Origin of the sequence: Lentzea sp. NPDC058436 (genome assembly GCF_042721515.1) — a bacterium.
Taxonomy (GTDB): Bacteria; Actinomycetota; Actinomycetes; order Mycobacteriales; family Pseudonocardiaceae; genus Lentzea.
Genome location: NZ_JBHXLF010000001.1, coordinates 695,807 through 717,436 on the forward strand (window position 1 = coordinate 695,807; position 21,630 = coordinate 717,436).

The following is a 21,630-nucleotide window of genomic DNA, read 5'->3' on the forward strand; positions in this document are numbered from 1 at the left end:
TCCTGGGTCAGTTCAGGTGTTCGGCGATGGCGGTGGCGATCTCGGCCATGGGGGCGGGGCCCGTCATGTCGCCGTGGGTGGTGGCGACCGGGTGCAGGTGGAGCGTGCCGGTGATGTGCGGCGTCCACGCGTCGGGGTGAGGTGAGGAGTCGGTGCGACCCTCGGTGGCCTGGAAGAACAGCGCGTCGCCGCGGTACGGGGTCGTGGGGACGTGGGTGTCGGACAGCCGGCGGTTGTGGGCGAAGACCGCCGGGAGGGCGGCCACGGCGCGGGCGCCGAGGACGGGGACGAGGTCGTCGAGCGAGGTGCGGCCCAGGGAGGCCAGCAGGTCCGCGGTGGGGTCGAGGTCGGTCGCAGGACTGTCGGACTGGGCGGCGGGATAACCGTCGAGCAGGGCCAGGAAGGCCACTTCGGCGTTCTCCTCCTGGAGGCGGGTGGCGATGGCGTGGGCCACCTGGGCGCCGAACGACCAGCCCAGCAGGTGGTAGGGCCCCTCTGGCTGGACGGCGCGGATCTCGGCCACGTAGTCCTTGACCATCTCGTCCAGCGTGCCGGCCCACGGTTCGGTGAGGGAGCGGGACTGGAGTGCGTGCACGGGGCGGTCGTCGAGGTGGCGGAGCAGTCCTGAGTAGACCCAGCCGATGCCCGCGGCCGGGTGGACGCAGAACAGCGGCGCCTTGGAACCGCTGGAGCGCAACGGGAGAAGGACGTTGAGCGGGTCGGTGTCGGCGTCGTCGAGGCGGGTGGCCATTCCGGCCGGGGTGGGAGCGTCGAAGACGGCGCGGATGGTGGCGCGCACGCCCAGGGCGCGGCGGACGCGGTCGACCAGCCGGGTGGCGAGCAGGGAGTGGCCGCCCAGGTCGAAGAAGTCGTCGTCGACACCGACGGAGTCGAGGCCGAGGACGTCGGCGAACAGGGAGCAGAGGACGCGTTCGCGGTGGTCGCGGGGCGCACGGGTGGGGGTGCGGGTGAAGTCGGGGGCGGGCAGGGCCTTGCGGTCGAGCTTGCCCGACGGGCTCAGCGGCAGTGCGGGCAGAGCGACGACGGCGGCGGGGACCATGGCCTCCGGCAGGGATCGGGCGGCGAACTCGCGCACCGCGACCGGGTCGAAGCCGACTGACTCCGGCGCTGAGCTGTTGCCGGTCGTCTTTGGCACTGAGTTGTCGCCAGCGGCCTTCGGCACTGAGTTGTCGCCAGCGGCCTTCGGCACCGAGCCCTCGACCACACCCTCCGCGGGAACCGCGTAGACGACCAGGCGCTTGTCGCCGGGCCGGTCCTCCCGGACCACCGCGGCCGCCTGCACCACCGACGGGTGCGCGGAGACGGCCGCGGCCACCTCACCCAGCTCGATCCGCACGCCGCGGATCTTGACCTGGTCGTCGGTGCGCCCCAGGTACTCCAGCACGCCGTCCTGGTGCCAGCGCACCAGGTCGCCGGTCCGGTACATCCGCTCGCCGGGCCGGTGGGGGTTGGGGACGAACCGCTGCCCGGTCGTGGACGGGCGGTTCAGGTAGCCGGTGGCCAGCTGGACGCCCGAGAGGTACAGCTCGCCGGTCGCGCCGGCGGGCACGGGGGACAGGGCGGGGTCGAGGACGTAGACCTGGGTGTTCCACACCGGACGTCCGATCGGGACGGACGGAGTCGGGTCGTGCCGGAACCGCTGCCACGTGACGTCCACGGACGCCTCGGTCGGGCCGTAGAGGTTGTCGAGGTGGGCGGCGAACCCCGCGGCGAAGCGCTCGGCCAGTGGGGTGGGCAGGGCCTCGCCGCTGCACACGACCTGGCGCAGGCTCGGGCAACGGCCGGGCTCGACGGAGGCGGTGAACACCTCCAGCATCGACGGCACGAAGTGGGCGACGGTGACGCCCGCGTCCTCGATCAGGCCGGCCAGGTAGGCGGGGTCCTTGTGACCCTCCGGCTTGGCCACGACCAGGACGGCGCCCGTGATCAGCGGCCAGAAGAACTCCCACACCGACACGTCGAAGCTCGACGGTGTCTTCTGCAGGACGCGGTCCGAGGGGTCGAGGTGGTAGCGGTCCTGCATCCACAGCAGGCGGTTCACGATGCCGGAGTGGGGGACGACCACGCCCTTGGGCCTGCCGGTGGAGCCGGAGGTGTAGATGACGTACGCCGCGTCGTCCGGGGTCGCGGACGGCAGCGGGACGTCCTCGGCGACCGCGGGCAGTGCGGCCAGCGTCTCCGGGGTGAGCACGAGCACCGGTGCGGCGTCCTCGACCATGTACTCGACCCGATCGGCCGGGTAGCCGGGATCGACCGGCAGGTAGGCCGCGCCCGTCTTGTGCACGGCGTACAGCGCGACGATCAGGTCCAGCGAGCGCGGCAGCTCCACGCCGACCGTGCGGCCCGGGGCGGCACCCGCGCGGTGCAGTGCGCGGGCCAGCGCGGTGGCGCGGTCGTCCAGTTCGGCGTAGGTCAGGACCGTGCCGTCGAACTCGACGGCCGCGGCGTGCGGGGTGCGGGCGACCTGGGCGGCGAAGAGGGCGGGCAGGGTCGTGGCGGGCACGAGAGCGTCGGTGTCGTTCCAGCCCTGGAGGATCTGCGTGCGCTCGGACGGGTCGAGGACGTCGATCTCGCGCAGACGCCGGCCGGGTTCGGCGGCGACGGCGGCCAGCACGCGGACGAACCTTTCGGCGAGGACCTGGGCGGTGCCCGCGTCGAACAGGTCGGCGGAGTAGGCCAGAGAACCGTCCAACCCTCCGTCGGGTGCCTCGGCGAAGCCCAGTCCCAGGTCGAACTTGACGCTCTCCGCGCCGATCTCGTGCTCGGTGACGGCGAGGCCCGGCAGCGACAGGTCGGTCTGGTCGTTGTTCTGCAGCACCAGCGACACCTGGAACAACGGGTGCCTGGCCAGCGACCTGGCCGGGTTCAGCTCCCGCACGAGTCGTTCGAACGGCACGTCCTGGTGCTCGAACGCGCGCAGGTCGGTCTCCCGGACCCTGGCGAGCAGGTCGGTGAAGGCGGGGTCGCCGGCGGTGTCGACGCGCAGCACGAGGGTGTTGACGAAGAACCCGACGACGTCGTCGAGCGCGCGGTCGGCACGGCCGGCGACCGGAGTGCCGATCGGGATGTCGGTGCCCGCGCCGACGCGGGTGAGCAGGGTGGCGAGCGCGGCCTGCAGCACCATGAACAACGTCACCCGGTGCTCGCGGGCCAGCTCCAGCAGCCGCGCGTGCAGGGCTGCGCCGATCTCGACGGGCACCGTGCCGCCCCGGTGGGTGGCGACGGCGGGACGGGGGCGGTCGGCCGGCAGCGCCAGCTCGTCCGGCAGGCCCGCGAGCGCGCCGCGCCAGTGCTCGACCTGGCCTGCCAGCAGGGAGTCGAGCAGGTCGCGCTGCCACAGCGTGTAGTCGGCGTACTGCACCGGCAACGGCGTCCAGCCGGGCTCGGCGCCCGCCAGCCGTGCGGTGTAGGCGGTGCGCAGGTCGCGGACCAGGGGCCCCAGGGACGCGCCGTCGACGGCGATGTGGTGCAGCAGCAGGAGAAGCACGTGCTCGTCGGGACCGGTGACGAACAACGTGGTGCGCACCGGCGCGTCAACGGCGAGGTCGAACTCCTCGCGGGCGGCGCCGGCGAGCGCGGCGTCGAGGTCGGCGTGCTCGACGACGTCCAGAGCGGGCCGCCAGTCGTCGAGCACGACCTGGCAGGGGGTGCCGTCGACCTCGGGGAAGACGGTGCGCAGCGCCTCGTGCCGGCCGGTCACGTCGTGCAGGGCGGCCTCCAGCGCGACGCGGTCCAGCGTGCCGGCGAGGCGCAGCGCGTACGGGACGGCGTAGCCGGCGCCCTGGTTCTCCAGGCGGTTGAGGAACCACAGCCGGGACTGGGCGGGTGACAGGGGCAGCACCCGCGGCCGGGGACCCGCCACCAGGGACGGGCGGACGGGCCTGCCCGCGGCGCGGTCGACGGCGGCGGCGACCCCCTCCACGGTCGGGTCGGCGAACAGGTCGGCCAGCGCGAGCTCGGCGCTGAAGGTGGTGCGGACGCGGGCGATGAGCTTGGCCGCCAGCAGCGAGTGGCCGCCGAGGTCGAAGAAGCTGTCGCGGACGCCGACGCCCTCGACGCCGAGCAGGTCGGCGTACATCCCGCAGAGGATCTCCTCGCGGGCCGTGCGGGGCCGGGCCGGCTCCGCGACGGCTTCGAGCGCGGGGACGGGCAACGCGCGGCGGTCGAGCTTGCCGTTGGGGGTCAGCGGGAGGGCGTCGAGCACGACGAACGCGCCGGGCACGAGGTAGTCGGGCAGCGCGGCGGCGGCGTGCGCGCGGACGGCAGCGGTGTCGAGCGTGCGGGGTTCGGCGGTGCTGTGCGTGTTCACCTCAGCCGCCTCCGCCCCGAACCCTGTCCCGTCCGCGGGCACCAGGTAGGCGACCAGGCGCTTGTCACCGGGCCTGTCCTCGCGGACCACGACGGCGGCCTGCGCGACGGCGGGGTGCCGGGTGAGCACCGCGCCGACCTCGCCCGGCTCCACCCGGAAGCCGCGGATCTTGACCTGGTCGTCGGTGCGCCCGACGTACTCCAGCACGCCGTCGGCGCGCCAGCGGCCCAGGTCGCCGGTGCGGTACATGCGCTCGCCGGGGCCGTCGAACGGGCTGGTGAGGAACCTGCCCGCGGTGAGACCGGACTGGCCGAGGTAGCCCTCGGCGAGGCCGAGGCCGGACAGGTAGACCTCACCGACCACACCGGGCGGCACCGGCTGGAGGGCGGCGTCGAGCACGTGGGTGCGCTTGTTGGTGAGGGAGCGGCCGATCGGGACCGACCGGCCGAGCGCGTCGGCGGGGGCCAGCGCGTGGCTCGTGCCGATGATCATGTTCTCCACCGGGCCGTAGCCGTTGACCAGGCGCACGTGCGGGTGGCGGCGCAGCAGTTCGCCGACGTGGCGGGTGGAGGCGGCCTCACCACCGGTCATCACCTGGCGCAGCCCGGCGAAGACCTCCGGGTGCTCGTCGACCAGGTAGTTGAACAGGCTGGCCGACAGGTAGGCGGTCGTGACGGCGTGGCGGGGGATGAGCCGGGCGACCACGGCGGGCTCGGGGCGCGAACCGGGGTGCAGCACGCAGGTGGCGCCCGTCAGCAGTGGTCCGAACAGTTCCAGCACGAAGGCGTCCCACGACGCCGGCGAGCACTGGAGCCACACCTCCTGCGGGCTGAAGTCGAGGAACGACTGCGACAGCAGACTGGCCACGATCGACCGGTGCGAGCCCAGGATCCCCTTGGGACGCCCGGTGGAACCCGAGGTGAACATGACGCAGGCCGCGTCGGTGGGCGCGCCGGGGACCTCGACGGGCGCGGCCGACAGCACCGCGGCCGCCGCCATCCGCTCGGGCGTGAGGGTCTCGGTGACACCGGCGTCGCCGCTGATCTCGCGGACGCGTTCGGCGGGCAGCGCGGGGTCGAGCACGGTGTAGGCGGCGCCGGCCTTCAGCACGCCCAGGACGGCGGCGGCGAAGTCGATGCCTCGTTCGAGTGCGAGGCCGACGACGTCCCCGCGCCGCACACCGGACTCGCGCAGGTGGCGGGCGACGCGGTGGGACCGCTCGTCCAGCTCGCGGTAGCCGACCTCGACGTCGTCCATGATCAGCGCGACGGCGTCGGGACGGGCGGCGGCGCGGGCGGAGAACAGGGCGTGCACGGTCTCGTCCGGGAACGGCGCGCCGGTGTCGTTCCACTCGCGCAGGACCAACTCGCTGTCGGCGGGGGCGAGCACGGGCAGGCGGTCGACGGCCTGGCCGGGATCGGCGGCGACGGCGGTCAGGACCTGGGTGACCGCGGTCAGCAGGCGGCGCGCGGTGGCCGGGTCGAACAGGTCGGTGCTGAACTCCAGCGTGCAGTCCAGCCCTCCGGCCCGCGGTTGCTCGTCGACGGTCAGGGTGAGGTCGAACTTGGCGTTGCCCTGCGCTCCGTCGTCGAGGCGGACGTCGAGCCCGGTCAGCAGGGGACCACCGGCGTCCTCGCCGCCGGTCAGCGACAGCGCCACCTGGAACAGCGGGTGGCGGGCGAGCACGCGCCGCGGGTTGAGCTCCTTGACCAGCCGGTCGAACGGCACGTCGGCGGCGGCGTAGGCGGCCAGGTCGGCGTCGCGGACGCGGGTGAGCAGGTCGCTGAAGGAGGGACCACCGCCGGTGTCCACGCGCAGCACCAGGGAGTTGACGAAGAACCCGACCAGGTCGTCGAGGACCTCGTCAGCGCGGCCCGCGACGGGGGTGCCGACGACGACGTCGGTGCCCGCGCCCATGCGGGTCAGCGCGGCGGAGAGGGCGGCGTGCACGACCATGAACAGCGTGGCCTGGTTCGCGCGGGCCAGCGCGGTCAATGCGGCGTGGGTGCCGGCGTCGACTCGTGCGGTGACGGCGTCCTTGGCGTGGGTCGGGTCGGCCGGGCGGGAGCGGTCGTAGGGGAGGGCCAGTTCCTCGGGAAGGCCGTCGAGTGCCGTCTTCCAGTGCTCGACGCGGCCTTCGAGGTCCAGTTCCCGCTGCCAGAGCGCGTAGTCGGCGTACTGCACCGGCAACGGCGCCCAGCCGGGCTCGTCACCCGTCAGCCTGGCCTCGTAGGCGGTGCCCAGGTCGCGCAGCAGCGGGCCGCTCGACGCGCCGTCGCCCGCGATGTGGTGCAGGGCGAGCACGAGCACCGACTCGGTGTCGCTGGTGGACAGCAGGGTCGCGCGCAGCGGGAGGTCGGCGGCGAGGTCGAAGGGCGCGCGGGCGGCCTCGTCGACGAGCCGGTCGAGGTCTTCGGGAGCGCAGCGGCGCGCGGTGAGCACGTCGCCGAACTCGGTGAGGACGTGCTGGCGCGGCTGCCCGTCGACGGCGGGGAACACCGTGCGCAGGCTTTCGTGGCGGGTGACGACATCGCGCAGCGCGGCGGCGAGGGCCGGCACGGCGACGCGTCCGGTCAGGCGCAGGGTCAACGGGATGGTGTACGCGCGGTCCTGGCCCTGCACCCCCGCGAGGAACCACAAACCTTGCTGGGCGGGCGAAAGCGGCACCACCTCAGGGCGCGGACGGGCCACCAGCGGCGGGAGCGCAGTGCCGGAAGCGTGGTCGAGGGCGGCGGCGAGCCCGGCGACGGTGGGTGAGCGGAACAGGGTGCGCAGGCCCAGCTTGACGCCGAGCACCGCGCCGATCCGGCTGACCAGCCGGGTGGCCAGCAGCGAATGCCCGCCCAGCGCGAAGAACCCGTCGTGCACGCCGACCGAGTCCAGACCGAGCACGTCGGCGAACAGTCCACAGAGGACGCGCTCACGTTCATCGCGCGGCTCCCGGCGAACAGGTGCCTCCTCAACGGGTTCTGGAGTCTCCTCGCGCACGGTCGCAGGCGTCGCGGGCAGGCCGAGCGCTGACAGCGGAACGTCCGGAGTGGACAGTGCGAGGTCGAGCAGGCGGACCATGCTGTCGCCGAGGTGCGCCGCGAACGCGCGGTCGAGCCGGTCGGCGGCGTACTCCAGCTGGCAGTCCATGCCGCCGTCGGCGCGACGGGCGAACACCACGCTCAGGTCGAGCTTGGCCGCGGCGAGGTCCAGCGGTTCCGCGGACACGTCGAGCCCGCCCAGCCGCGGCGCGGTCGCGTCCTCCTGGAGCACCAGCATGACCTGGTAGACCGGGTGCGCGCTGGAACCGCGGTCCACGCCGAGCCGTTCGACGACCCGCTCGAACGGCACGTCCTGGTGGGCGTAGGCGTCGAACGCGGTCTCCCTGGCTCGGCGCAGCACCTCGCCGAACCCGGGGTCGCCGGAGAGGTCGGTGCGCAACGCGAGGGTGTTGCCGAAGAAGCCGACCAGGTCGTCCAGCGCGGGGTCCTGCCGTCCCGACACCGGGGTGCCCAGCACGACGTCCTGCCCGGCGCCGTTCAGCCCCAGCGCGGCGCTGACCGCCGCCTGCAGTCCGACGAACGGGGTGCAGCCCGCCGCACGCGCCGCGTCGGCCAGCCGCGCGCAGAGTTCCGCGGGCAGCTCCACCTCGACGATTCCTGCGCCCGTGCCCTGTCCGTTGGCGGGCAACGAGATCCGCTCGGGCAGGCCGGCGAGCTGGCCCGCCCAGTACGACAGCTGCTCGGCGAGCAGGCTGTCCGGGTCGTCCTCATCGCCGAGAACTTCCCGCTGCCACAGGGCGAAGTCGCCGTACTGGACCTCCAGCGGCTCCCAGTCGGGGGAGGTGCTCGCCGCGCGGGCGGTGTAGGCCGTGTCGAGGTCGCGCAGCAGCGGGCCGAACGAGCCGCCGTCGGCCGCGATGTGGTGCAGCAGCACGAGGAGCACGTGCTCGTCGGGGCCGGCGCGGAACAGCGTGGTGCGCAACGGGATCTCGGTGGAGAGGTCGAACGGCCGGGAGGCCGCCGCGATCAGTGCCGCGGGCAGGTCGGCGGTGGTGGCCTCGGAGGGAGACCCGGCGTCGGCGACCACGCCGGGCGACCCGACGTTCACCACCTCGAACGGCGGCCTCGCGTCCTCGATCACGCGGTGCCCCGGAGTCCCGTCCACGACGGGGATCACCGTGCGCAGCACCTCGTGCCTGTCCGCCACGTCGGCGACGGCGGCGCGCAGGGCGGCGATGTCCAGAGGTCCGCGCAGCCGCAGGGCGACCGGGACGTTGTAGGCGGAGCCAGGACCGTCGAGCTGGTCGAGGAACCACAACCGTTGCTGGCCGAACGACAGTGCGGACATGGGAGGCTTTCCTTTCTAGGCCGACGGGATCCGCAGCGCGCGGGCGGCCGTGATCGGCCCGCCGAACGCGACCAGCGCGGTGACCGCCCAGGCGAGCTCGGGCGAGGTGAGGCCGGCGAGGGCGCCGGAGAGGGCGTAGGCGAACGGGGCGCAGCCGATGCCCGCCAGCGCGAGCATCGCCATGGCGGTGCCGAGCCGGTCGGCGGGGGCGGCCTTCTGGTAGAGCGTGACCGCGGCGGGGCCGTTGAGCCCGGAGCAGACGCCGAGAGCCACGGACAGGACGGCCATCGTCATCAGGTTCGGGGCGAGCACCATGGCCACCAGCAGCACGCCGATGCCGACACCACTGCCCACTAGCCGGACGGACAGGGGCACCCGTTCACCGACGACGGCGCTGATGCCGGCACCGGCCAGCGCGCCGCCCGCCCAGCAGGCGATCACGAGGCCCACGGCGGAGACCTGCCAGCCGCGGTCGATCACGAGCACCGGCAGACCGGGGTTCATCGGCCAGGCGAACGCGAAGTCCAGGCACAGCGCGGAGTAGAACAGCAGGCGCAGCTTGCGGTCGGAGCGCAGCAGCTTCAGCCCGTCACCGGTGCGCTTCCACATCGGCACACCGCTCGGCGCGTCGGTGGGGGCGGAGATCTCGCGAGTGACCGGCGCCAGGCACAGCAGGGCGACCACACAGCCCACCGTCACCACGCCCAGCGCGACCGGCAGCTGCCCCTCGGCGACGAGCCAGGCGCCGAACGGCGACCCGACGATCGGCGCGAACCGGGCCACCATGGTGCGCACGGAGTTCGCGCGGCCGAGCTGGTCGCCGTCCACCATGCGCGGCATGAGCGTGCCGAACGACGGCGTGCCCAGGCCCAGCAACGCGCCTTCCAGCGCCGCGACGACGACGAGCAACCACACCGACGGCGAGGTCAGCGCGATCACCGTGGCCACGCCAAGCACCGCGATGCGCACGGACGTGGTGCGCAGCAGCACGACCCGCGGTCCCAGCGCGTCGCACAGCACCCCGCCGAAGATCATCGCCAGCGCGCGGGGCACCGACTCGGCCAGGGTGACCAGGGTGACGGCGGTGGTCCCGCCCATCTGGGCGGCCGCCCACACCGCGGCGATGAAGAACACCTGGTCGCCGATCAGCGACACGCCCTGGCCGCCGAGCACGATCCCGACGCGGGTCCAGCCGGGCCTTCGGGGTGGGGACGGGCGTGCGTCGCTGACAGTCGTCTGGGACATGGGAAAGGACCTCTCTCAGCGCGCGTGCAGGGTGACGGGCAGGTGGTCGAAGCCGAAGTTGATGATCGACTGGTTGTGCACCGGTTCCCCGGTCACCTCGATCTCGGCGACCTGGTCCAGCAGCGCCCGGTAGACAGCGCCGAGTTCGGCCTTCGCGAGCGGCGCGCCGATGCAGTAGTGCGGGCCGACGCCCAGTGCCAGGTGCCGGTTGGGGGAACGGTCCAGGCGCAGCTCGTGCGGTGCGTCGAACGCGGCGGCGTCGTGGTCGGCTGCCCACGTCCACACCGCGACCTTGTCGCCGGCCCGGATGTCGACACCGCCGAGCTGGACGTCCCGCGTGGCGGTCCGCAGCACGTGCAGGCCGACGGAGGTGTAGCGCAGCAGTTCGTCGGTGGCCGAGTCGACCTCGACGGAGCCGTCGCGCAGCCGTTGGAACTCCGAAGGGTTGTCCAGCAACGCCATGATGCTCATCGCCGCGGTGTGCCGGACGGTCTGCACGCCGCCGACGATGATGTTGTCCAGGTTGAGGACGACGTCCTCGATCGGCAGCAGCCTGCCCTTGACCTTGTGCGTCGCCAGGACGCTGATCAGGTCGCCTGCCGGTGCCATCCGGCGGCGCATCGCCTGGTCGAACAGGTACGGCAGGAGGCGCTGGTGGGCCGCCCTGCGGTCCTGCGGCGTCGTGCCCAGGAACGCCGCGTCGCACACCGCCACGACCATGTCGCGGTCGGCCTCGGGGATGTCGAGGACGTCGCACATGACGACCAGCGGCACGGTGGCCATGACCTCGACGAGGTCGACCTGTCCGCGAGCGACCGCCTCCGCGACCACCTGGGACGCGAGGTCGTTGATGCGCTCGGCGCTGCCGCGCACTCCCTTGGGGGAGAAGAACGGCAGCAGCGGGGCCCGCAGGTCGCGGTGGTGCTTGCCGTCGGTCAGCGCCATCATCTTCCCGGCGCCGGCGGGCGCCCCGCCGGTACCGAGCAGGGAGCCGCCTGCCGAGGTGTAGGTGCCGGCGTCGGTGAGCACGGCCGAGGAGTGCTCGTAGGACAGCACCGACCACACCGGACCGTCCTCGGCGGTGTGGGTGAGCTGGACGGGGGCGACGGCGCGCAGCTCGTCGACGAGCGCGCCGATGCCGGGGTCGCCCCAGAGGCGGGCGTCGGTCAGGTCAACGGTCGTGGTGGTCACTGCGCGCTCCCAGGCAGAGGGTTCGGAGGAGGTCGGCCGGTCCGGGGTCGCCGGGCGCGACGAGCAGGTGCCCGCCGGGCAGCACCGCCGAGGTGAACGGGCCCGTCGTGGTGCCGGCCCACGTCTCCGGCGGGCTCGCGCCGAGGTCGGCGGCGCCCGCCAGGGCGTGGACGGCGAACCGGGCCGGCGGGCCCGGCCGGTGCCGGTAGGTCGCGCCGACGGCGATGTCGGCGCGGAGCACGGCCAGCACCATGGCGCGGACCGCGTCGTCGTCGGGCACGGTCAGCCCGCACTCGGCGAGCAACCGCTCCGCCCCGGCGGTGGGGTCGGCCACCACGGACCGGACCGCGTGCTCCCAGTCGGCCGGTGCAGGCGCCGAGGCGGCCACGACCGCCGCGGGACCCCTGTGCCCCAGCGCGACCGCCACCTCGTAGGCGAGCAGCGCGCCGAAGCTCTGCCCGTAGAACACCGTGCCGGGGCCGAGCCGGGGGCCGATGCCCGCGGCGACCGCGGACGTCAGCTCGGCGAACGTTCCCGGCAGCGCGTGGGTGTAGCGCCCGCCGCGGCCGGGGAGCCGGACGGCGAGCACCTCGACGTCCGGTCCGACCGCGGCGGCGAGCTCCGCGAAGGTGCCGACGTCGCCGCCCGCGTGCGGGAAGCACACCAGGCGCTGAGCCTCCGTCCCTTGTGGACGGGGCAGGTAGGACCAGTCGTCCAGCACGACCGGGCGGGCGACGGCGGTGGTCATCGCGTGCCGCGCCTGCCGGTCAGGCGCACCACCGGCCGGGCGGGCGCACCCGACTCGGCACGGGCCCGCACGGCGGCGGTGAAGTCGGCCAGCGTGCTCGCCGACATCAGGTCCCGCAGCGTGACGGCCACGCCGAGGCGGTCCCGCAGCAGGTGCACGGTGCGCACCGCCTGCTGCGAGTAGCCGCCCAGTGCGAAGAACCCGTCGGTCGGCGCGACCTGATCGACCCCGAGCACGTCGGCCCAGACAGCGGCGACCACGCCCTCGATGTCGGTGGTGGCGGTCATGTCAGACTCCCAGCGCGGTGCGCAGGCTCAGCGGGCGGATGTCGGTCCACACCTCGTCGATGTAGTCGAGGCATTCCTGCTGCGCGCCGCTCTTGCCGACCGTGTGCCAGCCCGCCGGCACGTCCAGCTCGGTCGGCCAGATCGAGTACTGCTCCTCGTGGTTCATCACCACGGCGAAGTCGGTGAACGCGTCCATCGGCTTTCCTTTCTCTGACGGGAAAATCTGGGGGCTACCGGGCGAGTGCCGGGACCGGCAGGTCCGCGGCGAGCACGTGCAGCGCCTCGACGTACGCGTCGGCGTAGGCGTCGGCGACGTCGTCGGGCACGACGGAGGGCAGGTGGTCGACGGCGAGGAGCACGCGTGCCGACGAGGGGTCCTGCACCAGGGCGGCGCCGAGGGCGAAGTTGGTCGGCTCGTAGCGCATGGTCGGCTCGCAGCCGATGCGGTCGTCGAGGAGCTTGGTGGGGGAGTCGGCCAGCCTGCCCAGCGAGTGGAAGCGCAGGAAGGCGAAGCAGGCCTCCAGCCGGGTGTCGGCGAGGTGGCGGGCGATGCGGGCGAACGGCATCCGGCGGTGCGGCAGCATCGCCGCCTCGGCCTCGTGCATCGCCGTGATCAGGCGGTCGCCGACCTCGGCGAAGTCGATCACCAGCGGGACGGTGTTGAGGAACAGCCCGTACGCCTCGGTGCCGCCGTCGGTCTCCAGCCGGCCGTTGACCGACAGGCCGGTGGTGAAGCGCGACAGGCCGGTGATCCGGTGCAGCGCGGCGACGTGCGCGGCGAGGCCGACGGTCTTCACCGTGACGCCGTGCCGGCGCGCGGTGTCGCGCAGCATCTCGTCGGCGCCGGGGACGACCCGCTCGATCGTGCGCGGGATCTCCGGCTCGTCCAGCTCCGGCGGTCCGCTGGACCAGATCGCGCCGCTCGCTCCGTCCAACGTGGACCGCCAGTGGCGCTCGCTCTCCTGCGAGGCCACCGCTTCCTGTTCGACGGCCACGAAGTCGCGGAAGGTCGACCTCGGGAGCGGCAGCGGCTTCCGGCCGGGTTCGGCGGACAGAGCGCTGTGGCGTTCCAGGATCTCGGCGAGCAGCGAGGTGAAGCTCCAGCCGTCGAGGATGGCGTGGTGCTCGGCGACGGTGAGCTGGAAGGCGTCGTCGGCCAGGTGCTGGGCCGTGACCCGGAACAGCGGGGCGGTGCGCAGGTCGAACCGGGCGGCGACGTTGTCGTCGAACACCGCGGTGACGGCCTCGTCCTGCACCTGCGGGCTCAGTCCGCGCAGGTCCGCCACGTGCACCGGGATCGGCGCTTCGGCGTGCACCAGCTGCAACGGCTCGCTGTAACGGGAAACGTCCAAAGTGGTCCGCAGCACCGGGTGGCGGGTCATGGCGTCGCCGACGGCCTGGCGCAGCGCGGTCTCGTCGAGCGTGCCGGCGACGCGGTAGCTGTTGACGTTGTGGTAGCCGCCCGCGTCGTCGGACAGCTCCATGTGGAAGATCATCGACATCTGCATGGCCACCATCGGGTAGGCGTCCACGACGTCGGCGGGCAGCGCCTCCCTGTCGGCGTCGGATACCAGGTCGAACGCGGCGGACCGCTTCTCCTCGGTGGTGCGGGCCTTCAGCAGCGGGCCCAGTTCGGCCGGTGTCGGTGCGCCGAACAGGTCCGGCAGCTCCAGCGTCCAGCCGCGTTCGCGCAGCTTGCCAGCGAGGTGGACGGCGCGGATGGAGTCGCCGCCCAGGTGGAAGAAGTTGTCCCGGGCACCCACGCCGTCGACCCCGAGCACCTCGGCGTAGACCTCGGCGAGCGCGTGCTCTTGCGGTGTTTCGGGGTCCACGTGCGCGTCGGTGTCTCGAACGGAGCCCAGATCGGGGGCCGGCAACGCGGCGTGGTCGACCTTGCCGTTGACGGTCAGCGGGATGACACCGAGCACGGTCGCCGTCGCGGGGATCATGTGTTCGGGCAGCGTGGTCGCGAGGAACGCGCGCAGCTCGGCGTACGACGGTGCGGTGCCGTCGACAGTCACATAGGCGGCGAGCCTGTCGTCGTGCACGGTCGCCACGCAGGAGGTGACCGCGGGGTGGGCGGTGACGGCGTTCTCGACCTCGCCGAGCTCGATGCGGAACCCGCGGACCTTGACCTGGTTGTCGCACCGGCCCACGTACTCAAGACCGCCGCCGGCCAGCCGCCGCGCCACGTCCCCGGTGCGGTAGAGCCGCCCGCCGGGCACGACGCCGTACGGGTCGGGCAGGAACCGCCGCGCGGTGAGCCCTGGACGCCCCCAATAGCCGTTGGCGAGCGACCCGCCACCGATGTACAGCTCGCCGGCGACACCGATCGGGCACGGCTGCAGGCGCTCGTCGAGCACGAGCGCCGACAGGTGCGGCATCGGCTCACCGATCAGGCTGCGTGCGAACCTGTCCGCGTCGGGCAGGTCGAGCGTGGTGACGTGCACCGTGGTCTCGGTGATGCCGTAGAGGTTGCACAGCACCGCGGGAGGGCAGTGCTCCAACGCGAACCAGCGGCGGACCACCGCCGGGTCGAGCGCCTCGCCGCCGAGCATGACCGAACGCAACGCGGGCAGCGGCCGAGGTGCGTTGCGCAGAACGCCTTCGAGCGTCCGCAGCGCCGACGGCGTCAGGCACAGCCGGGTGACGCGTTCGGCGGCCAGCAGATCCGCGAACGCCTCGGGCGAACGGCTGACCACGCGCGGCACCACGACGAGCCGGCCGCCGTGCAGCAGCGGACCCCACAGCTCCCAGACCGTCCAGTCGAACGCGTAGGAGTGGAACAGCGTCCACACGTCGGTCTCGGCGAAGGCGAAGTGGTCCAGGCCCGAGCGCATCAGCCTGCCGACGTGCTCGTGCGAGACCGCGACGCCCTTGGGCTTGCCGGTCGACCCAGACGTGAAGATGACGTAGGCCAGATCTGCCGGGCCGGCGTGGATGTCGGGCCGGTGCGACGGTGCCTGCGCGAGTCGAGGGTCGGCCAGGTAGTCGTCGGTGACGACCACGTCGACGCCGGTGTCGGAGAAGACGAACTCGGCCCGGTCCCGCGGGGTGGCGAGGTCGACGGGGACGTAGGCCGCGCCCGCCTTGAGCACGCCCAGGATCGTGGTGACGACCCGTTCGCCGCGCTCCAGCAGCACGCCGACCCGGTCGCCCCGCCGGACGCCGTCGGCGGCCAGGACGTGGGCGACGCGGTTGGCGGCGGCGTCGAGTTCCGCGTAGGTCCAGGAGCGGTCGCCGAAGGTGAGGGCGAGGCGGTCGGGGTGGGCGTCGGCGGCGGCCTCGAACGCGAGGTGCAGCGGCAGGGGAGAGGCTGGGGCGGCCGGGCCGATCGGCGACGGTGCGGATGCCAAGCCGGCGCGCGGCGGTGCCAGTGCGGCAGCGGTCTCGGCGGCGTCGAGCGGGCTCAACCGCCACAGCGGCTGCTCCGGTGCGTCCAGTGCGGCCGCGAGCAGGGTGCGCCAATGGCCCGCCATGCGCAGCACGGTGTCCCGGTCGAACAGGTCGGTGGCGTACTCCACCTCGCCGCGCAGCTCGCCGTCGTCGAACGTCGACCACGTCAGGTCGAACTTGCTGGTGCCGTTGTGGTGCATGCGCCGGGTCGCGGCCGCCGCACCGAAGCGCAGCGGCGTGGGGTCCTCGGCGTGCGCGCCGAAGACGACCTGCACCAGCGGCGAGTGGCGGGCCGAGCGCTCCAGTGCCAGCGCGTCGACGACCTCGTCGAACGGCACGTCGAGGTAGGCGTAGGCGTCGAAGGCGGCGTCGCGGACCTGCTCGACCAGGTCCGCGAAGGTGGCGGAGGGGTCGATGGTCACGCGCAGGGCGACGATGGTGACGAAGTAGCCGACGACGTCGGCCAGTTCGGGGCGGTCGCGGGTGGTGACCGGGGTGCCGACCACGAGGTCGCGGGCGCCGGTGTAGCGGTGCAGCAGCGCGGCGAACGCGGCCACCTGCACCACGAACGGCGTCGCGCCTAGGTCGGCGGCCAGGTCGCCGACGCGGGCGGCGGTGCCCGCCGGCAGGTCGAACTCCTCAGTGCCGCCCGCGAACGTCCTGCTGGGCGGGCGGGGCCGGTCGGTGGGCAGCGTCAGCTCGGCGGGGGCACCGGCGAGCCGTTCGGTCCAGTAGGCCAGCGAGTCCTCTGTGGACACCGAGCCGACAGCGCCGACAGGCATCGCGACGTCGCTTGCGGCCGCCAGGGGAGCGAGGTCGGGTTCCCTGCCCTCCGCGAGGGCGGTGTGGACCGCCGCCAGCTCGCGCTCGAACACCCCGGCCGACCAGCCGTCCCACACGATGTGGTGCACGACGAGCACGAGTGTGTCCGCCACCCCCGGTCCGGTGACCAGCGTGGCCCGCAGCAGCGGCCCCTCGGCCAGGTCGAACCCGATCCGGGCCTCGGCGTCCAGCAGCTCCCGCAGCGCGTCCGGCCCGGAGACGGAGACCTCGGTGAACGGCAGTCGAACTCCACTGTGGACCGTCCGAACTGGACCATCCTGACCGAGGTCGAACGTCGTGCGCAGGGCCTCGTGCCGCTCGACCAGCACCAGCAGCGCGCGGTGCAGGGTGCCGGCGTCGACCGGGCCGTCGAACTCGAAGACCCACGGCACGAGGTAGGCGGGCGAGCCGGGGTTCCAGCGGTCCATGAACCACAGGCCGCGCTGCAGGCCGGACACCGGCGTCGTGGTGCTCACTGTGCTGCTCCAGTCGTCTCGAGCGTGCGGGCGAGGGCGCTCACGGTCCGCGCGGCGAACACCTGCCGGGGCAGGACTCGGGACCCGGTGGCGCTGGACAGGTGCATCGCGACCCGCACGGCGGCCAGGGAGTTGCCGCCGACGCGGAAGAAGTTGTCCTGCGGGCCGACCTCGGCGAGCCCGAGCACCTCGGCCCACACCCGTGCCACCAGCCGTTCGGCGTCGGTCGTGGCCGGGCCGCCCGACGCGACGGCGATGGTCTCGGACGGGGCCGGCAGCGCGGCCCGGTCGAGCTTGCCGTTGGCGGTCAGGGGAAGCGCGTCGAGAACGGTCACGCTGGACGGCAGCATGTAGTCGGGCAGCAGGCCCGCCAGGAAGTCGTGCACCAGAGCCAGGTCCGGGACGACGTCGCCGCGGGCGGTGACGTAGGCGGCGAGACGCGGCTTGCCGGGCTCGGGCTCGTGGGCGACGACCGCGCAGTCGCCGATCTCCCGGCACCCCGCCAGCACGGTCGCCACCTCGCCGGGCTCCACCCGGAACCCGCGGATCTTGACCTGGTCGTCGGCGCGGCCGGTGATGGCCAGGGTGCCGTCCGGGTTCCAGCCGCCGATGTCGCCCGTGCGGTACATCCGCGATCCCGGAGGACCGGACGGGTCGGGCAGGAACCTCCCGGCGGTGATCCCGGGCTGGGCGACGTAGCCCAGGGCGAGGCCGGCGCCGGTCACCCAGATCTCGCCCTGCTCGGTGCCGCTGACCGGCTGGAGCTTCTCGTCGAGGACGTGGACGCCCTTGTGCGCCACGGCCCGGCCGATGGGCACGGCCGCGGTGGGGTCGATCGAACCCACGTCGTGAGTCGTGGTGAAGCCCATGCTTTCCACTGGCCCGTAGCCGTTCACGACCCGCACGTGCGGGTACCGCTCGGCGAGGCGGGCGATGTGGGCGGCAGAGGCGCGCTCACCGCCGGTGAACGCCACCCGCAGGCCGGCGAACACCTCCGGCAGTTCGTCGACCAGGAAGTTGAACAGGCTCGACGACAGCTGCAGCTGGGTGACGCCGTGCCGCGCGACGAGGTCGGCCATGGTCTGCGGGTCGGGCCGCTGGCCGGGGTGCAGCACGCACGTCCCGCCGAACATCAGCGCGCCGTAGAGCTCCAGCCCGAACGCGTCCCACGAGACGGGCGAGCACTGCAGCCACACCTCGTCCGGGCCGAAACCGGCGTAGTCCTGGCCGCTGTAGGTGGCCGCGAGCGCGCGGTGCGTGGCGGCGACGCCCTTCGGGCGACCGGTCGAGCCGGAGGTGTACATGACGCAGGCGACCGCGTCGGCGTCGACCGGCACCGCGAAGTCGCCCTCACCCGAGGCCTCGGCCACCGTGTCGGCGGTGACGACCAGGCGCACGCCGGCGTCGGTGATCACCTGCTCCTGACGGGCGGAGGGCAGGTCGGGGTCGAGCAACGTGTAGGCCGCGCCCGCCTTCAGCACGGCGAGCAGCGCCACGACCAGCGCGGTGTCACGCGGAATCCGGACGGCCACGACGTCGCCGGGGGAGACCCCGAGCGAGGCCAAGTGTCGGGCGACGCGGTTCGCGGCGACGTCGAGCTCCGCGTAGGTCAGCGACTCGTCGCCGGACACCAGCGCGGTCGTGTCGGGAGTGCGGCCGGCCTGTGAGGCGATGCGGACGTGCACGGGGGTGTCGATGTCGACGGGGCCGGCCGCGACGGGCAGCTCGGCGTCGACGTCGGCGACCAGTTCCTCGACGATCGCCCGCCACTGGGAGCCCAGCGCCGCGGCCGTGGCGCGGTCGAACAGGTCGGCGGCGTACTCGACGCGGCCGTGGAGGCCGACACCGTCGTCCTCGACCGACCAGGACAGGTCGAACCGGGAGAACTCGTTGGCGTGCAACCGCTTCTCGACGGCGACCGCTCCGTACGGGGCCGTTGCGGCGTCCGCGGTGTGCATCTCGAACACCAGCTGGAACAGCGGAGTGCCCGCGCCGCTGCGCTCGCCGGACGTGGCGGCGACGATCTCCTCGAACGGCACGCCCTGGTGGCGGAAGCCGTCCAGCGCCACCGAACGCACGTGGTCGAGCAGGTCGCGGCCGGTCAGCTCCTCGCCGTCGGGCTGGAACCGCAACGGGACCAGGTTGATGAAGTAGCCGACGAGCGCGTCGAGTTCGGCGCGGTCGCGGACGCTGACCGGTGTGCCGATCACCACGTCGTCGATCCCGCGCCGCCGGTGTGCCTCGACGAGAGCGGCCAGCAGGACGAGGTACGGGGTGGCGCCGGCCGCACGGGCGAGGGCGCGCACCCCCTCGGCCAGTTCCGGTTCGAAGGCGAAGGGCAGGATCTCGCCGCGTCCGGTGCCAGCGGAGCCATCGCGGTCAGGAGTGATGGCGGGGACTGAAGGCGCACCGCGCAGGTGCTCGACCCAGTAGTCCACATCGGACTCGATGGAGTTCTCAGTAGACCAATGGGCGTAGTCGCTGTACTGGACGGCCAATTCGGGCAGCCGGGCCGCGCGGCCCTCGACGGCGGCGAGGTAGAACTCGCGCAGTTCGCGGTCGAGCACCCGAAGCGAGCCCTCGTCCCAGACGATGTGGTGCACGACGAGCACGAGGGTCGCCTCGCCGTCGCCGGTGTGGACCAGGCGGGCGCGCAGCAGCGGCCCTTCTGCCAGGTCGAACGGGAGCTGCGCCACGGCGGCGACCTGCTCGTCGAGCTCCGCGTGGATCTCGGTGAACGGCACCTCGACGCGGTCGTGGACGACCAGCACGGGAGCCATGTCCGCGTCCGTGCCGACGGTCGAGCGCAACGCGTCGTGCCGGTCGGCGACCGACTGAAGGGCCCGGCGCAACGCGGCGGTGTCCAGCGGTCCGGTGAAGCGGAACAGCCACGGCACGTTGTAGACCGAGCCGCCGGGCTCCCAGCACTCGCGCAGCCACAGTCCCCGCTGGAACCGCGACACCGGCGCGGGGGAGCCGGGACGGGCGACCGGACCGGGCCGGGCAGGGGTGGATCCGGCACGCAACGCGGCGGCGAACTCGGCCAGCGTCGGCGCCTCGAAGACCAGGTACGGCGAGACCGGGCCGAACGCCTCGAACACGCGGCTCGCGACCCGGACGGCGGTCAGCGAGTCGCCGCCGAGGTGGAAGAAGTTGTCGTGCAGACCGACCTGGCGCACCCCCAGCACGTCGGCCCAGATCCCGGCGAGCAGCTGCTCGGTGTGGTCGCGGGGCGCGTCGTCGTCGGCCACCGGGGTGGAGTCGGCGGGTGCGGGAAGGGCGGCGCGGTCGACCTTGCCGCCGTCGGTGAGGGGCAACCTGTCCAGCAGGGTCACCGACGCGGGGACCATGTGCGCGGGCAGCCGCCGGGCGAGGAAGTCGCGCACCTCGGCGGTGTCCGCCGCGCCGGTGACGTAGGCGGCCAGGCCGGTGCCGTGCGGGACGACCGCGCAGGTCTCCACGGCCGGGTGCGCGGCGAGGGCGTGCTGCACCTCGCCCAGCTCCACCCGGTAGCCGCGGATCTTGACCTGGTCGTCACCGCGGCCGACGAAGTCGAGCACGCCGTCGGTGCCGCGGCGGACGGTGTCGCCCGTGCGGTACATGCGCGATCCCGGCGGGCCGGACGGGTCCGGCAGGAAGCGCGCGGCCGTCAGCGCCGCGCTGCCGAGATAACCCACGGCGAGCTCGGGGCCGCCGAGGAACAGCTCGCCCTCCTCGCTCGGGCGCAGGCCGTCGAGGACGTGCGCGCGCCGCCCGCCGACCGGCGTGCCGATCGGCACCGAGCCGGTCTCGCCGGCCGTCTCGTGCACGGTCGCGGTGATCACGGTCTCGGTGGGGCCGTACGCGTTGAGCAGCCGCACCCCGGTGCGCCGGGTCCACTCGGCCGCCGCGGCAGGGGACAGCCGGTCGCTGCCGGAGACCATGAGGCGCAGTGACGGCGGCACCCGGTCCAGGTCGGCGGTGAAGTCGTGGAAGTAGCCCGCGGGGAGGTTGGCGACGGTGACCCGCTCGTCCTCGACGAGGCTCAGCAGCTCGTCGACCGACAGCAGCCGCCGTTCGGGCAGCACCAGGCACGCGCCCGCGGTGAGCGCGGTCAGCACCTGCTCGACGGCGACGTCGACCGACGGGCCCGCCATCTGCAGCACCACGTCCTCGCCGGTGATCCCGAAGCGCTCGGTGATGGCAGGGACGTGCGCGGCCAGTGCCGCGTGGTCGACGGCGACGCCCTTGGGACGGCCGGTGGTGCCCGAGGTGTAGATCAGGTAGGCCAGGCCGGCGGTCGCGCCGCGGGCGGCGGCACCGGTCTCGCGGACCGCGCCGTCCTCGACGATCAGGGCCGCGCCGGCGTCCTCGATCATGTCCCGCGTGCGTCCGGCGGGGGCTTCCGGGTCCAGTGGCAGGTACACGCCGCCCGCCCGCCACACGCCGAGCATCGCGGTCACGTAGTCCGACCTGGTATCGCTGCGGACCGCGACGACGCCACCGGGCCGCAGCCCCGCGCCGGCGAGTGCGGCGGCGAGATCGCCGGCCAGCCGGTCGAGCTCGGCGTACCCGGTCGACCTCCTCCCGATCCGCACCGCGGTGCGATCCGGTGCGGCGGTCGCTATGCGGCCGACCTCCTCGTGCAGCGACATGTCACCCTCCGGATCGGTGTGCGCGGTGGACGTTCGAGACGAAAGCTAGGCGCGCCCCGACGGCTGGATCGGCAGGTCGAGCGGCACCTTGGCGGAAGCAGCCACCTGCCCCAGCAGCTGCCGCACCGCCTGCCGCACAAGGGTTCGCCGCCTCCCTAGCGTC

Annotated in this window: 8 protein-coding genes; all 8 read right to left on the reverse strand. The window is 73.6% G+C overall.

What is annotated here, in order from left to right; translation table 11 throughout:
- Positions 1 to 7 precede the first annotated feature (7 nt).
- From ACFWN2_RS02910 to ACFWN2_RS02945, 8 genes are read right to left on the reverse strand one after another with little or no spacing between them, the layout of a single operon-like run.
- Positions 8 to 8,668 carry an amino acid adenylation domain-containing protein gene (locus tag ACFWN2_RS02910; RefSeq protein WP_382424543.1) on the reverse strand — a complete coding sequence of 2,887 codons (8,661 nt, stop codon included), beginning with the start codon at positions 8,666 to 8,668 and terminating at the stop codon, positions 8 to 10.
- Positions 8,669 to 8,683: 15 nt separating this feature from the next.
- Positions 8,684 to 9,913 (reverse strand): MFS transporter, encoded by a 1,230-nt coding sequence (locus ACFWN2_RS02915; RefSeq protein WP_382424545.1) that lies wholly within the window; start codon positions 9,911 to 9,913, stop codon positions 8,684 to 8,686.
- Between the two features lie 15 nt (positions 9,914 to 9,928).
- A complete protein-coding gene (locus ACFWN2_RS02920) occupies positions 9,929 to 11,104 on the reverse strand; it encodes a cytochrome P450 (RefSeq protein WP_382424547.1) in 1,176 nt (391 codons plus the stop codon).
- A complete protein-coding gene (locus tag ACFWN2_RS02925) occupies positions 11,085 to 11,852 on the reverse strand; it encodes a thioesterase II family protein (RefSeq protein WP_382424548.1) in 768 nt (255 codons plus the stop codon). The genes ACFWN2_RS02920 and ACFWN2_RS02925 overlap by 20 nt, the downstream gene beginning before the upstream one ends.
- A complete protein-coding gene (locus ACFWN2_RS02930; RefSeq protein ID WP_382424550.1) occupies positions 11,849 to 12,139 on the reverse strand; it encodes a phosphopantetheine-binding protein in 291 nt (96 codons plus the stop codon). The genes ACFWN2_RS02925 and ACFWN2_RS02930 overlap by 4 nt, the downstream gene beginning before the upstream one ends.
- A gap of 1 nt (position 12,140) precedes the next feature.
- Entirely contained in the window at positions 12,141 to 12,335 is a 195-nt protein-coding gene (locus tag ACFWN2_RS02935) for an MbtH family NRPS accessory protein (RefSeq protein WP_236221424.1), read from the reverse strand.
- Between the two features lie 34 nt (positions 12,336 to 12,369).
- Entirely contained in the window at positions 12,370 to 16,833 is a 4,464-nt protein-coding gene (locus ACFWN2_RS02940; protein ID WP_382424552.1) for an amino acid adenylation domain-containing protein, read from the reverse strand.
- Positions 16,830 to 21,467: an amino acid adenylation domain-containing protein gene (locus ACFWN2_RS02945; protein WP_382424554.1), complete on the reverse strand. Its 4,638-nt coding sequence runs from the start codon at positions 21,465 to 21,467 to the stop codon at positions 16,830 to 16,832. The genes ACFWN2_RS02940 and ACFWN2_RS02945 overlap by 4 nt, the downstream gene beginning before the upstream one ends.
- Positions 21,468 to 21,630: the final 163 nt, after the last annotated feature.

Bases quoted from the DNA above. Each gene is read 5' to 3' on its own strand.
- ACFWN2_RS02935 (WP_236221424.1), bottom strand. From the start codon at position 12,335: ATGGACGCGTTCACCGACTTCGCCGTGGTGATGAACCACGAGGAGCAG.
- ACFWN2_RS02925 (WP_382424548.1), bottom strand. From the start codon at position 11,852: ATGACCACCGCCGTCGCCCGCCCGGTCGTGCTGGACGACTGGTCCTAC.
- ACFWN2_RS02915 (WP_382424545.1), bottom strand. From the start codon at position 9,913: ATGTCCCAGACGACTGTCAGCGACGCACGCCCGTCCCCACCCCGAAGG.
- ACFWN2_RS02945 (WP_382424554.1), bottom strand. From the start codon at position 21,467: ATGTCGCTGCACGAGGAGGTCGGCCGCATAGCGACCGCCGCACCGGAT.
- ACFWN2_RS02930 (WP_382424550.1), bottom strand. From the start codon at position 12,139: ATGACCGCCACCACCGACATCGAGGGCGTGGTCGCCGCTGTCTGGGCC.
- ACFWN2_RS02910 (WP_382424543.1), bottom strand. From the start codon at position 8,668: ATGTCCGCACTGTCGTTCGGCCAGCAACGGTTGTGGTTCCTCGACCAG.